Source organism: Pseudoalteromonas sp. APC 3691 (genome assembly GCF_030408135.1).
GTDB lineage: Bacteria > Pseudomonadota > Gammaproteobacteria > Enterobacterales > Alteromonadaceae > Pseudoalteromonas.
Window position 1 is genome coordinate 1 of record NZ_JASDCB010000026.1, and the last position, 13,508, is coordinate 13,508.

At 38.1% G+C, this 13,508-nt stretch carries 10 protein-coding genes and 1 pseudogene; 8 read left to right on the forward strand and 3 right to left on the reverse strand.

Annotated features, from left to right (window positions below; all coding sequences use genetic code 11):
* From QL998_RS10125 to QL998_RS10135, 3 genes and pseudogenes are all read right to left on the reverse strand, one after another.
* Nucleotides 1-104: pseudogene (locus tag QL998_RS10125) on the reverse strand (IS110 family transposase); the annotation flags it as partial.
* Between the two features lie 90 nt (nucleotides 105-194).
* A complete protein-coding gene (locus QL998_RS10130; protein ID WP_290192606.1) occupies nucleotides 195-2,615 on the reverse strand; it encodes a TonB-dependent receptor in 2,421 nt (806 codons plus the stop codon).
* 218 nt (nucleotides 2,616-2,833) lie between these two features.
* Nucleotides 2,834-4,111 carry an amidohydrolase family protein gene (locus QL998_RS10135; RefSeq protein ID WP_290192607.1) on the reverse strand — a complete coding sequence of 426 codons (1,278 nt, stop codon included), beginning with the start codon at nucleotides 4,109-4,111 and terminating at the stop codon, nucleotides 2,834-2,836.
* 154 nt (nucleotides 4,112-4,265) lie between these two features.
* Between QL998_RS10135 and QL998_RS10140 the strand changes: the two genes are divergently transcribed.
* The 8 genes from QL998_RS10140 (at nucleotide 4,266) to QL998_RS10175 (ending at nucleotide 13,404) form a co-directional block, all read left to right on the forward strand.
* Nucleotides 4,266-6,107 (forward strand): DUF885 domain-containing protein, encoded by a 1,842-nt coding sequence (locus tag QL998_RS10140; RefSeq protein WP_290192608.1) that lies wholly within the window; start codon nucleotides 4,266-4,268, stop codon nucleotides 6,105-6,107.
* A gap of 97 nt (nucleotides 6,108-6,204) precedes the next feature.
* The gene (locus tag QL998_RS10145; RefSeq protein ID WP_290192609.1) at nucleotides 6,205-6,717 is read left to right on the forward strand and encodes a YcgN family cysteine cluster protein; all 513 of its coding nucleotides are present in this window, start codon (nucleotides 6,205-6,207) and stop codon (nucleotides 6,715-6,717) included.
* Entirely contained in the window at nucleotides 6,717-7,235 is a 519-nt protein-coding gene (locus tag QL998_RS10150) for an RNA methyltransferase (RefSeq protein WP_290192610.1), read from the forward strand. The genes QL998_RS10145 and QL998_RS10150 overlap by 1 nt, the downstream gene beginning before the upstream one ends.
* A gap of 70 nt (nucleotides 7,236-7,305) precedes the next feature.
* Entirely contained in the window at nucleotides 7,306-8,199 is an 894-nt protein-coding gene (locus QL998_RS10155; RefSeq protein WP_290192611.1) for a transporter substrate-binding domain-containing protein, read from the forward strand.
* Between the two features lie 85 nt (nucleotides 8,200-8,284).
* Complete coding sequence (locus tag QL998_RS10160) at nucleotides 8,285-9,541, forward strand: sugar MFS transporter (protein ID WP_101163500.1); 1,257 nt, start codon at nucleotides 8,285-8,287, stop codon at nucleotides 9,539-9,541.
* A 257-nt stretch (nucleotides 9,542-9,798) separates the two neighbouring features.
* A complete protein-coding gene (locus QL998_RS10165) occupies nucleotides 9,799-11,688 on the forward strand; it encodes a methyl-accepting chemotaxis protein (RefSeq protein ID WP_290192612.1) in 1,890 nt (629 codons plus the stop codon).
* A gap of 5 nt (nucleotides 11,689-11,693) precedes the next feature.
* The gene (locus QL998_RS10170; RefSeq protein WP_290192613.1) at nucleotides 11,694-12,776 is read left to right on the forward strand and encodes a GGDEF domain-containing protein; all 1,083 of its coding nucleotides are present in this window, start codon (nucleotides 11,694-11,696) and stop codon (nucleotides 12,774-12,776) included.
* Nucleotides 12,777-12,789: 13 nt separating this feature from the next.
* Nucleotides 12,790-13,404 carry a DsbA family protein gene (locus tag QL998_RS10175; protein WP_290192614.1) on the forward strand — a complete coding sequence of 205 codons (615 nt, stop codon included), beginning with the start codon at nucleotides 12,790-12,792 and terminating at the stop codon, nucleotides 13,402-13,404.
* Nucleotides 13,405-13,508 lie beyond the last annotated feature (104 nt).

Genomic DNA, 13,508 nt, shown 5'->3' on the forward strand with positions numbered 1-13,508 from the left:
GCACGCTTTAACATTTTCTTTTTAACTAAGCGCCCTTGTTCATTGCAGCACACCACATGGAAAAATCTTTTTGCTATGTCTAAACCAATTGTTGTAATCTTCATTTTGGTCTTCTCCCTTTGATTATTGTAACCACTTTAATCATGGCACATAGATGCCGTATAGGGAGGAGACCATTACATCAGGTTAGCTAGTTAAAGTGTGTAACTAAAACTTAGTTTTGCATTACGCTCTTCCCCTGGCATACCACCTAAAAACATCGCTTTTGAGTAATACTTTTTGTTGAACAAGTTATTTAAGTTTAACTGCATATGCCATTTATCAGTTGTATACGATACAGCTGTATCGTAAGTCGTATAACTTGGTACGTAACCATCAGGAATCGAAAACGAACTTGAATTAGTACTTCTGTTATCTACAAATGTAATACCACCACTTATATTTACAGCCTCAGGTAAATTAAACATATCTGCGTAGTAGGTTACCCATGTACTTGCTGTTACGTAAGGCACACCTTTTTGGCGTGTGTCGTAACTGCTGCTGTTAGGATTACTTTTGTCACGTGCATCTTGATAAATACCATTTACGTTTACTTTCCATTTATCGTTCAAGTAAGCATTTAAATCAAGCTCAACACCTTTTGTTTGCTCTTTACCATCATAATAGCTTTCAGGTACATCTGAGCCTGATGTTAATGCGTCATAGAGTGGATTTGCATATTCTAAGTTAGTACGAGAGCTTTCAAATATAACAACAGATGCGAGTAGTTGGTCATCAAATGCTTTAAATCTAAAGCCTAGGTCGTTACTTATAGATTCTGAATCTTCTCGGTCAGCTTCATTACCTGCCACTGAGCCTAATACACTATACGCTGTACGCCCTTTTGAATGATTTACAAATACAGATAAATCTTCAGATGGCTGATACGTTGCACCCAGGTTATACGTTAAGCCAGAATCTGATGTACTCGCTTCAGGCGTTGGCTCTGCACGGCTAGAACTGTAGCGCTCATCAACACCAAAGTGCTCATAAGTTTGCTCAATTCGGTTATATGCCACACCAATACGCGTTGTAAGTTCTTCAGTTATGTAACCAACATGTTGAATGCCTAAGCCCCATGCTTGTACTTTTTTATTGTAGTCACTTGTTTTAAGCGGATCGTAATTTTCAAAGTTACCGGTTGGCCAATTTGGTTCTCTTATATCGTAAATATACGGCAAAGAACCTTGGTACGTTACATCACCATCATTGTTTGTGAGTACGTAATCTTGATCCCATATTGAGAATTGTTTAAAACGAATATCTCTATCTTCGTAGTTGGCGTTAACTAGTAATTCGTTATCTACGTCGCCTAACATAAAGTCATAACGTAAATCTAAGAAGTACTGCCATGATTTTTCATCTGCTTCTACTTGGCGGTATTCTTGGCGGCGTGCTGCATATGGGTAAAGTACACCGTCTTCAACTAATGGAGCACGGGGGTCGTTATTGATAATTCCATCGCGTGTTGAATAGACGTAGTTATATGCACCTGTTTGGCGCGCAAAACTTGATGTGTAGTTACGGTACTGTAGCTGCTGGTTTAAAAATAAATCGTCAGTAATGTAATAGTTATGCGTTAATTTAAAACGCAGCTCTTCACCTTCGTTAGCATCAGCCATTGGTGAAATAATACCATTTGTGCCAAAGCTATAAGGTGTTAAGCCATCAGATGCTGATAATGAATTAGCAAGTTGGTCGCGTTGTGCATCACTTAACTGTACGCCGCTTCCTGTCGGATCATTTACTAAATCGGCACCAGTTACTTCACCCGCGCTTAAGCCGTTTGCAGTTTCTGCATTGTAAATACGAATAGGGTGACCAATAGAATCAACCGCTATTTCATCTTTTATATAGGCTGCAGAAAGCATGATGTTTTGTCTGTCGTTTAGCACGTATTTAAGTGAGGTATAAATTTCGTCGCGATCTTCTTTTAAATCGCGAAAGCCGTCACTTGACGCTGTTTTAGCCATTACACGATAAGCTAAATCATCTGTTATAGCGTTAGTGCTATCAAACGATAATGAATAGCTATCCCACTGGCCAAGCTCAGCCGCAACTTTGTGTTTTTCTTCAAACTCTGGTTTTTTTTCAATTAGGTTAATTACGCCACCTGCACTACCAATGCCATATAAACCTGTTGCTGGGCCTTTTAAAACCTCAACAGATTCAACATTTGTAAGTGAACGAGTTGGGTTAAATGTATTACCTAGGCCTGCACCACCGTACATACCATCGTAGGTGTAGTTTGCATCTAAACCACGAATTACTAAGTTATCACCAATACCGTAATTATTACCTGCTTGTGTTAAGCCACTTACGTTTCTAACTAAATCTTGTAAGCTATCTACACCTTGAGATTCAATCAGTTCTCGGTCAATAATTACAACCGGTGCAGGTGTTTCCATTAAAGACATGTCTGATTTAGTAGCAAGACCAGAGCTCATCACCACGCGGTTTTGCTTTTCGTATACGCTGATGCGTTCAATATCAGCATCAACTTGTGTATTTTTGGCAAATGCCATATTTGCATTTAAACAAGCAAGAGTAATAAGAGAGTACTTAAACGTTTTCATAGAGTGATAACTATTCGCGTTATTGAATTTGCGCGAATGATAATGGTTATTGTTTTTAAAGTGAATAGAAAGTTCATTTTATTTGATTAAATAAAACTGTTCGGATAATTAATAGACAAAAGCGAGTCTAATAGGGGGGCGGTGACCCTTTTATGGCATATTCAATATAGGTGAGAGTTTTATTAAGGCTGAGTAAACTCAGCCTTAATAGTGTGTATTTACAACTGGTTTTTATAAACAACACCTGCTTTCATTACAAAAGGTACTGCCTCTAAGGTTTTAATACTTTTAAGAGGATTTGCTTTTACCGCAATTATATCAGCTGCAAATCCGGTTTTAATTTGTCCTAACTGAGTATCCATTTTTAATAACTTAGCGCTATTAATAGTTGATGCTTGAATGGCTTGTAGTTCTGTCATGCCAAATTCAACCATGCGGCTAAACTGTTTTGCATTATCTCCGTGCGGGTAAATTGCTGCATCGGTACCGAACACCATTTTAACACCCGCTTTTACAGCACGGCTAAAGCTATCACGTTGCCTTTTAGAAACTTGGCGCTCTTTATTTAGGTTTTCTTCGTCTACGCCGTTTTGCTCGCCATAAGTGAGCGTGTATTCGGTGTTATAAATATCCATAGAAAGCCAAGTTCCATGCTCTTTAGCAAGCGCTATTGCTTCGTCATCTAAAAAGCTGGCGTGCTCTACGCTATCAACACCTGCTTTAATCGCTGTTTTTATACCGCTTGTACCGTGCGCATGGGCAGCTACTGGTAAATATCGCATATGGGCTTCATCAACAATGGCTTTCATTTCTTCAAAAGAATACTGCTGTGCACCTACTTTAGTCCCTTTTGAAAATACGCCACCTGTGGCGCAAAACTTAATAGCATTTGCCCCGTATTTAATATTTTCGCGTACTTTTATACGCGCAGCCCATGGACCGTCTGCGACGCCACTTGAAGTATATTTAAGCTCAGGAGGTAGGCGGTTGTTATCACAGTGCCCGCCAGTAATGCCGAGTGATGGGCCTGCAGCCCAAATACGAGGGCCAACTATGTCACCCGCATTTATGCCGTCACGCACGGCTATGATGCTGTAACCTTCTGCGCCAACATTACGTACTGTTGTAAATCCAGCTTCTAAGGTTTTTTTGGCAAAATGAGCCGCTTTAATCGCCATTCTAGGAACTGACTGGCCTAAACGTTCACTGCGCGGCACCGTAGGGTCACTCGTTAAATGCACATGCATATCCATTAAACCTGGCATAAGGGTTAAATCAGGTAGTTGAATATGTTTATCATCTTTAGTTAGCGTTGGTTTTTTATTTTGTTCAACATTAGTGATCACGCCATCATCTATAGTAATTAAAGGAGATTTAATGAGCTTGCCATCTTTAATATCAATCATGGCTTTAGCCGATAGGTATGTAACTGCATGGCTATTAAAAGTGGTTAAGCAAAGTAAGGCAATAGAGGTGCTGAGTAGTTGTTTTTTCATTTTATTTTTCTTTTAAATCATATTTGAATTAATAGAAATGTAACAAGTTCAGATAAAAGTGCAAATTTAATACGATGATTGCAATCTATCGTAATTTCTTTATTAAGCACGGTTTAATGCGCATAATTAAAAAACGATATTAAAAAGGATTATCATGAAATCAATTAAATTAGCATTAGTTGCCAGTGGCGTTATGTTTGCTTTAAGTGGCTGTATGAATACTGAGCTTAGTACACAGACTAATACCAGTACACAGTTAAACACAGTTAAGGCATCAGCAGGTATTGTTTCAGAGCTTTCAGCAGAGCAACAACTCGATGTACTTGTTGCACAGTATTACGATGAATCGCTCACATATAGCCCCATCAGCGCAACGTACAATGGTCGTAATGAGTTTAACGATCAATTCACGCCTGTGATTTCAAAAGAAAATAGAGCTAAAAAAGCCGCTTTTTATAAAAAATATCAACAGCGATTAAACTTTATAGATAAAGCACAGTTAACAGGGCAATCGCTTTTAAGTTTTGAAATATTAGAGCGTGACCTTGCCCTTAAATTAGAAGGCATGCAGTTTCCTGATTATTTACTACCAATTAACCAAATGGCGGGTGCGCATAACACCTTTGCAGGTTTTGGTTCAGGTCAAAGTGCCCAGCCGTTTAATACCGTTGAAGATTACACGGCTTTTATCTCGCGTAGCGAAGGTTTTGTAAAGTGGCTTGCCAGTGTAGAGCGCTCAATGGCACAAGGCATTAAACTAGGTATTACGTTACCAAAACCACTAGCTGAAAAACTGCAGCCACAATTTGCAGCTCATGTAGTTAAAAATGCTGAAGACTCACTATTTTGGGGACCAATTAAAAAATTACCAGACTCGATTAGCGCACAGCAAAAGCAAAAAATTACAGCGCAGTATCGTCAATTGATTATGCAGCACTTAGTACCGGCTTATAAAAGCATGAGTGACTTTTTAGCTAATCAGTATATTGCAAATAGCCGAAAAAGCGTTGGTTACAGTGACCTACCAAACGGTAAAGCATGGTACGAATACCAAATTAAGAAAAACACGACGCTTAGCTTATCTGCAGATGAAATTCATGACATTGGTTTAAGTGAAGTGTCGCGTATTTTAAGCGAAATGAAAAAAGTAAAAGAAACCGTAGGCTTTAAAGGTGAGTTATCTGAATTTTTTGACCATTTACGCGATTCAGATGAATTTTACTACGACACGCCTGAGGAGTTAATTGCGGCATATGAAAACGTTAAGAAAAAAATAGACTCACGTTTGCCTCTGCTTTTTAACATCGCACCCAAAGCACCTTATGTTGTAAAAGCTGTTGAAGCATACAGAGCGCAGTCGGCAGCTGGTGCATCATACGCATCTCCGGCGTCTGATGGCTCTCGCCCTGGTATTTTTTATATCAATGCTTATAACTTAAAAGCGCAGCCTAAATTTTTACTCGAAACTTTATCGATTCACGAAGCAGCCCCGGGTCATCACTTTCAAATAGCACTTCAGCAAGAAATTGAGGGCTTACCTGATTTTCGTAAATTTGGTGGTTATACCGTGTTTGCAGAAGGTTGGGCGCTTTATGCAGAAAGCTTAGGCAAAGAGCTAGGTTTATTTACCGACCCTTATATGTGGTACGGACGTTTATCAGACGAGCAATTACGCGCAATGCGTTTAGTGCTTGATACTGGTTTTCATGCAAAAGGGTGGACGCGTCAACAAGGTATAGACTACATGCTTGCAAATTCGTCTATGGCTAAAAGTGATGTAATTGCTGAAGTAGAGCGCTACATAGCATGGCCAGGCCAAGCGCTTTCTTACAAGTTAGGGCAATTTAAAATTCAAGAATTACGTGATTTTTCTAAAAAAGAACTCGGCAATAAATTTGATATTAAAGCGTTTCACACGCAAATATTAATTGATGGCGCATTGCCAATGCCAATCCTTGAGGAAAAAATTAAGCGTTGGGTTAAATCTCAAAGCTAATTTGTAGCGCAAAGCCTGTACTTTGAAAGGGTATTGGCTTTGCGCCATTTACAGCAATACGGTAGAATGCGCGCTCTTTAGGGGGCACGAGTAAACTATGTTTGATCAACAATTAGCAAATACACAATTTTGGCTTAAAAAAAGCTTAAGCGACATGAGTCAAAACGAATGGGAAGCCATTTGTGATGGATGCGGAAAATGTTGTTTAAATACGTTTATTGATAGCGAAGATGAAGACGAATTTACTGCCACCGATCAGTTACGCGAAGGTGAGCAATTAATATTTACTAATATTGTATGTCAGTATCTTGATAACAACACCTGTGGTTGTAGCGAATACGAAAACCGCCAAACGCTTGTTCCTTCTTGTGTAAAACTCACAAAAGAAAACCTTAAAGACATCTTTTTTATGCCACAAAGCTGCAGTTACCGTCGTTTACATGAAGGCCGGGGTTTGGCTTCTTGGCACCCATTATTAAACAGTGGCGATAAAGCAAAGATGCATGAGTTAGGTATTTCTGTAAAAGACAAAACAGTAAAAGATTGTGATGTAAAGCTAGATGATTTTGATTTATACATCGCAGAGTGGCCAACAAAGGACGCTGATTAATGAATAAGTTAAAAGCGAGTATTGGTTTAATTAACCCTAAAAGCCCGACAAATGTTGGCGGTGTATTGCGTGCAGCAGGCTGTTATGACGCCAAACAAGTGTTTTTTACCGGTAATCGTTACTTAAATGCCAAAAAATTTCATACCGATACTAAGAACGCACTTGAGCGTATCCCTTTAACCGAAACCGATAGTTTAGAAGCGGTAAAACCAGAGGGTGCTACCGTTGTTGTCATTGAGCTTATTGAAGGTGCAACACCTTTACCTGAGTTTAAACACCCTGAAAATGCGTTTTATGTTTTTGGCCCCGAAGATGGCTCTGTACCAAAAGACGTTTTAAAGTGGTGTGATGAAGTGGTATATATTCCAACTATTGGCTGCATGAACTTAGCGGCTACCTGTAATGTTGTTTTGTACGATCGCTTAGCTAAATTAGGCGGCGTTGAGAGCAGCGATACAACAATTATAAGCTCACGTGATACAAATAATAAAATGAAATGGGAAAAAGTATCTAATTAAGATTTATTAGTGCAAAAGGTTTAGTTGTAACTAAACTCATAAATATTCGTAATCACAAATAGATTCTAAAATGCGCTGGTTTTATTTTATATTATTACTGACAAGTAGTAATTGTTTTGCTGAAACATCAGTTGAGTATTATCAAAATGGTACTCAACATGTTTTAACTGGACATTACCACAAATCAGGAGTGCTCTATGAAGCGAAAAACCCCAAACAAACACTCCATTTAGCCACACTCGATTGGCCTCCTTATATTGGTAATAATTTATGTAATAAAGGCTGGGTTTATCAATTTTCAATTGCTCTATTAAATAGTAAGGGCTACAGCGTATATATTGAATTTTTGCCTTGGGCAAGAGCTGTACGAAATGTAGAACTAGGCAAAGCTGATATATTAATGCCTGAATACTTTATAGAAGATACAGCCCCCTCCGATTATGTTAATGGTAAAACACGTCGAGAATTACTCGGTTTATCAAATTCGTTTAAAGGTGGCGAAATTGCATTTTTAAAAAGGAAAGGCGATTCAGACCGTTTCACTGGAAACTTAAAATCGCTTAAAGGGCAAAAGATTGGTGTTGTTCGTGGGTATCAAAATACGCCTGAGTTTGATGCTATGATGGACAATGCTGAGTTTGAAGTTATTACCTCTGTTGATGATTTACAACTTGTTCAGCTTCTGGTTGCTAAACGTGTTGATTTGATTATAGGCGACCCTCAAGTTCTTAAATTCTCTGTAACTTATTCTTCTTTAACTAAACCTGAAAAACAATCTTTGCTTTCTTCTATAGAGCAAGAAAGCATTCCTCTGCAATATAACCCTTTATATTTTGCTATTAGTAAGCTTACACCTAAATGGCTTTTAGTCTTAGATGACATAAACGAAGGGCTTTATCAGTTCCATAATAGTGGTGAGATAGACCGTATTATCAATACGACCAATACTCAATGCAAACCATAAAATTGGAACGTTCCTTTGTTGCACTGACTAATTTATATATAAACATGTAGAATCGTTTTCAACTTGTTAATGGAGTGAAAACGACGTGAGTGAAATAAATACAAATCAATCATTCGCGGTCAACGAACAGCCAAATAAAAATTACCTGTTTCCACTGACTGCAATGACGACCCTATTTTTTTTATGGGGTTTTATTACTGTTTTAAACGATGTACTAATACCACGATTAAAAGGTGTATTTGATTTAAGCTTTTTTGAAGCGATGCTAGTACAGTTTTGCTTTTTTGGTGCTTATTTTATTGTTTCTATCCCTGCGGGTATTTTAGTTAAGCAGTTTGGTTACAAAAAAGGGATTTTAACCGGTTTAATTGTGGCTTCAATTGGCTGTATGTTGTTTTACCCTGCTGTTGTAGTACATGAGTATTGGCTATTTTTAGGCGCTTTATTTGTACTTGCCGCTGGTGTAACGGTACTTCAGGTTTCTGCTAACCCTTATGTTGCTGCTCTTGGGAGCGAAAAAACAGCTTCTTCTCGTTTAAATTTGGCACAAGCACTTAATGCGCTTGGTACTACTGTTGGGCCTTATGTAGGTGGTTTATTATTTTTTGGTACAGCAGGTAGTCTAGCCGCTTCTGCAGCAACTGCTGAGTCTGTAAAAGTTCCTTATTTAATGCTTGCTGGCGCATTATTACTTATCGCTATTATATTTGCCTTTATAAAGCTTCCAGAAATTGAAGCCCATAAAGAAGAAAATAACGCTGCAGTAGAATCTCGTTCATTAACTCAAGCACCGCACTTAACTATGGGTGTACTTGCTATATTTTGTTATGTAGGCGGGGAAGTTGCCATCGGCAGCTTTTTAGTAAATTACTTTGGTGAGGCACACATAGCAGGGCTTGAAGAGCATACCGCGGCCGCACTTATTAGTTATTATTGGGGCGGGGCAATGGTAGGGCGTTTTATTGGCTCTGTTTTATTACAAAAAATAGCGCCTTCTAAGGCTATCGCATTTAATGCATTTAGTATTATTGCGCTATTGCTGATCACCATTTTTACTCAAGGTGACGTCGCTTTATATTCAGTATTGGCAATTGGTTTATTTAACTCAATTATGTTCCCGACTATATTTTCAGTTGCAATCGAGCGACTAGGATCATTGACCAGTAAGGGTTCTGGTTGGTTGTGCTTAGCTATTGTAGGTGGTGCACTTGTACCATTACTGCAAGGGTTTATAGCTGACACAGTAAATATACAGCAAAGCTTTTTTGTTCCAATGCTATGTTATGTATTTATTGCATGGTATGGATTAAATGTTGTTCGCTTAGCAAATAAGTGGAAATAACAGACTATACAAGAGTGACTGAATACGTATTCAGTCACTTATAAAGCTACATTTAATAGGAACGTTCCACAAGTAATTAATACGAGTCACAATTTATTTCAATATTAGTCAGTTATCCCCTACAGCCTTTTGTTTTTTAATCCTTTATCCTTATTTTTATCTAATAACCTAGTCGCAAGACTTATTTATTAGGACATTTTGCTAAATTTTTGCTAAAACTGTATTGATAATAAAGATAAATAATAAAAAGGATGTATATGCTTAACTCGTTGAAATTTACTTCCAAAGTGACTATTGCGGCCTCTTTAATTTTGGTTTTGGTGCTAGGGTTATTTACTTTTAATAACTACATTGCAATGCGCAAGCAAACAGAGCAGCAGTTAAGCCTAGTATTACAACAAAACTCAGAATCTGTTTCACAAAATATAGCGAGTTGGTTAAATGCAAAGTTGGCGATTGTTATATCAATTGCTAAAACCCACAAAGCTAATGATTCTAAAGCACTCACCCTTTCACAATTAAATACTGCAGAACTTGCCGGAAGCTTTAAAAATACCTATATCGGTAAATCCAGCGGCACGTTTATATTAAACGATCAATCTGTCGTTTTACCTGCTGATTTTGATGCGACCTCTCGGCCTTGGTACAAATTAGTCGAAAACAAATCAAATACCGCTTTTACAACTCCCTATATTGATGTAACAACTAACGAGCTTACAATCTCAGCGGTAGTACCCATGCTACAAAATGGGCAGTTTAGCGGCGTTGCAGGTGCCGATATTGATATGCAGACCGTGACTAAAATTATCAACGATATTGATTTTTTAGGTCTTGGTTATGGTTTTTTACTCGATAACAAAGGTCAAGTGTTAAGCCATCCTAATGCTAAGTTAAACTTAAAAAATACATCAGATATTTTTGGTACTAATACGCCCTTGCAAAGTGAGTTTACCCAATACGAAATAAACGGAGAGTCTAAACTTATCTCGTTTACAAAAATTAGTGGCATTGAAAATGTAGATTGGTACCTAGGTGTTGTTATAGATAAAGATAAAGCGTATGTCAGCGTTTCTAACTTTGGCCAAACTGCGGCTGTTTTTATGGTGATAGGGATCATTGCTATCATTATTATGATGCAGCTTTTATTACGCTATTTAATGCAGCCTATGAACCGTTTAAATGATGCCATTAAAGATATAGCACAAGGCGAAGGCGATTTAACAAGGCGTTTAACCGTTGAAAACGATGATGAGTTTGGCGACTTAAGTCATTCATTTAATATTTTCATCGAAAAAATTCAGCATTCAATAGAGCAAGTAAAAGATTCCACTGAGCAATTAGATACAGCTATTGAGAGCTTGGTATCACAAACACATTCATCACTGTCTATGTATGATGATCAAAGTAAACGAACCGATAGCGTTGCAGCGGCTATTAATCAGTTTTCAGCTACATCAATGGATATTTCAAGTAATGCAGAGAGTGCTTCGCAGCTTGCTAAAAATGCAGATGAGCACTCAACACAAAACCAAGAAGCATTAAGCCACAGTGTTGCAACCATCCACCAGCTTTCAGCTAATATGGAGAAAGCTCAGCAAACAATAAACAGTTTAAATACACACACAGCCAGTATTGGGCAAGTGCTTGAAGTTATTAAAGGTGTAAGTGAACAAACGAATTTATTGGCACTTAATGCCGCAATTGAGGCCGCTAGAGCAGGAGAGGCGGGACGCGGTTTTGCCGTTGTAGCAGATGAAGTTCGCCAATTAGCGCACCGCACTCAACAGTCAACGCAAGAGATTGAAGACACGGTTAGTCAGTTGCAAAAAGGCTCAAACCTTGCGGTAGAGCTTATGAAAACAAGCCTTGAAGGCAGTGAACAAAGCGTGCAACAAGCCGATGCTGTTGGCAATTTAATGAGCCATGTTATACAAGCGATTCAACAAATTAACGATGCAAATCACTCTGTGGCCACTGCAACAGATGAGCAAAACCAAGTTGTTAAGTTATTAGATACAGATATTCAAACAATTAATTCGCTTTGTATACAAGGCAAGGCCAACTTAAATGACACGCTTGACGAATGTACCAAACTAAAACAACAGTTTAGTGCTTTAGAAAATATGGTTCAAAAGTTTAAAGTATAAAATTAATGACTAAAAAAAATGTGAATAAACCAAATTGGCTCAGTCTGATAAATATCGACAGTGTTTATAGCTCAGACATTCAACGCAAAGCGTTTTCCTTATTTACCATGATTGGGATTTCAATTGTGTTGATCGCAGTATTAGTGTTTTTTAATTATAAGCTTTATTCGCCACTACTGACCGCTTCATTAATTATCGTTAACATTACAAATATAAGCTGTTCTATCTATTTTATAAAAACGGGTAATCTGCAAGTTGTGGCATTAATAAGTATGAGCATTGTGTGCATGATGTTTGTTGCACTTGTTTATACCGGCGGTAAAGATAATACCGCGCTATATTGGCTAATGTTTTATCCTGTCGTAACGTTTGCATCTTTAGGGGTTAGACTAGGTGCTTGGTTAGGCTGTACCTTACTGTTTTCTTGTATTGTTATTTTATACGGCCCTGACTTTGGTCAAGTTAGCTATGGCAACGTAGAAAAAACACGTTTTATAGCGTCCTTTTCTATGGTGTTTTTATTCTCATTTATTGGTGAGTATTTTAGGCATAAAAGCCACATGGCTATTGCCGATATTACGCTAGAGCAAAAACAAGATGCTTATACTGACCCCCTTACTGGCATAGCAAATAGGCGTTTTATTACCTCTCATTTTTTAAAGCTTGCTCAAACACGCCCAGAGCAGTACTTACCTTTTTCAATTTTGTTAATTGATTTAGATAATTTTAAATCTTTAAACGATACGCATGGCCACGATTTCGGTGATACGGTATTGATAGAATTTACCAAACTTCTTGAGTCTCAGTTTTTGGCAACTGCGTTAAAGGCCCGTTATGGCGGTGAAGAGTTTGTTGTTATTTTACCGCAGCTCACTGCCTCTACAGCCTCTGTAATTGCCAACAAATTTCGAGAAGCAGTGGCAGGGCATGTTATATTTACTGATGACAAGCAGCGTATTTCAATCACCTGTAGCATTGGTATTTCCCAAGTAAATAAAGTAACTGATTATGATGATTCGTTAAAGCAAGCTGATGAAGCTCTTTATAGTGCAAAGGCTGCTGGTCGCAATAGAGTCGTCTCAAACTAGTTGAAGGATTAATATGTCTCAAAGTAAGTTAATATATGTCCATGACCCAATGTGTAGTTGGTGTTGGGGTTACTCACCAACCTGGCTTAAGCTAAAATCAGAGCTTGCTGGTAAAGTGGCGATAGAATATAAAGTAGGTGGTCTTGCTCCTGATAGCCAAGACCCAATGCCACAAAATATGAAAGAGATGCTTGAGGGTACTTGGCATAAAATTTCAGCGCAGTTAGGTACGCAATTTAATTATAACTTTTGGCGCGATTGCCAGCCAAGACGTTCAACGTATCCCGCATGCAGAGCTGCACTTATAGCGCGTAAAGCGGGTAAAGAAGCCCAAATGGTGGCTGCTATTCAACACGCTTATTACCTAAACGCACAAAACCCGTCTGATGAAAGTACATTAATTAGTTTGGCTGAAAAAATTGGCTTAAATAAAGATGAGTTTTCGGAGCAGCTAACATCAAGCGAGCTTAATGATGAATTTAAAGCTGAGTTATCGTTTGTTCGCACTTTACCAATTCAAGGTTTTCCCTCACTGGTGCTTATTAAAGATAATAAAGCTCACCCTATAGAAATTAATTATACCGATTTGCACTATTCTCTTAATCAAATTAATTCAATTTTGGATTAACCACCTTCTTGCATCTTCTTAATAAGGGGTATTTGGCCAGCAAGTACCCTTATTCGCGTTAAAACTTCCTCGTAAGTCTTAATTGTTACCATTGTCATAAAAGC

Excerpts from the sequence above, each read along its gene's own strand:
- QL998_RS10155 (WP_290192611.1), top strand. The coding sequence starts at position 7,306 with ATGCGCTGGTTTTATTTTATATTATTACTGACAAGTAGTAATTGTTTT.
- QL998_RS10135 (WP_290192607.1), bottom strand. The coding sequence starts at position 4,111 with ATGAAAAAACAACTACTCAGCACCTCTATTGCCTTACTTTGCTTAACC.
- QL998_RS10175 (WP_290192614.1), top strand. The coding sequence starts at position 12,790 with ATGTCTCAAAGTAAGTTAATATATGTCCATGACCCAATGTGTAGTTGG.
- QL998_RS10145 (WP_290192609.1), top strand. The coding sequence starts at position 6,205 with ATGTTTGATCAACAATTAGCAAATACACAATTTTGGCTTAAAAAAAGC.
- QL998_RS10130 (WP_290192606.1), bottom strand. The coding sequence starts at position 2,615 with ATGAAAACGTTTAAGTACTCTCTTATTACTCTTGCTTGTTTAAATGCA.
- QL998_RS10150 (WP_290192610.1), top strand. The coding sequence starts at position 6,717 with ATGAATAAGTTAAAAGCGAGTATTGGTTTAATTAACCCTAAAAGCCCG.
- QL998_RS10170 (WP_290192613.1), top strand. The coding sequence starts at position 11,694 with ATGACTAAAAAAAATGTGAATAAACCAAATTGGCTCAGTCTGATAAAT.
- QL998_RS10165 (WP_290192612.1), top strand. The coding sequence starts at position 9,799 with ATGCTTAACTCGTTGAAATTTACTTCCAAAGTGACTATTGCGGCCTCT.
- QL998_RS10140 (WP_290192608.1), top strand. The coding sequence starts at position 4,266 with ATGAAATCAATTAAATTAGCATTAGTTGCCAGTGGCGTTATGTTTGCT.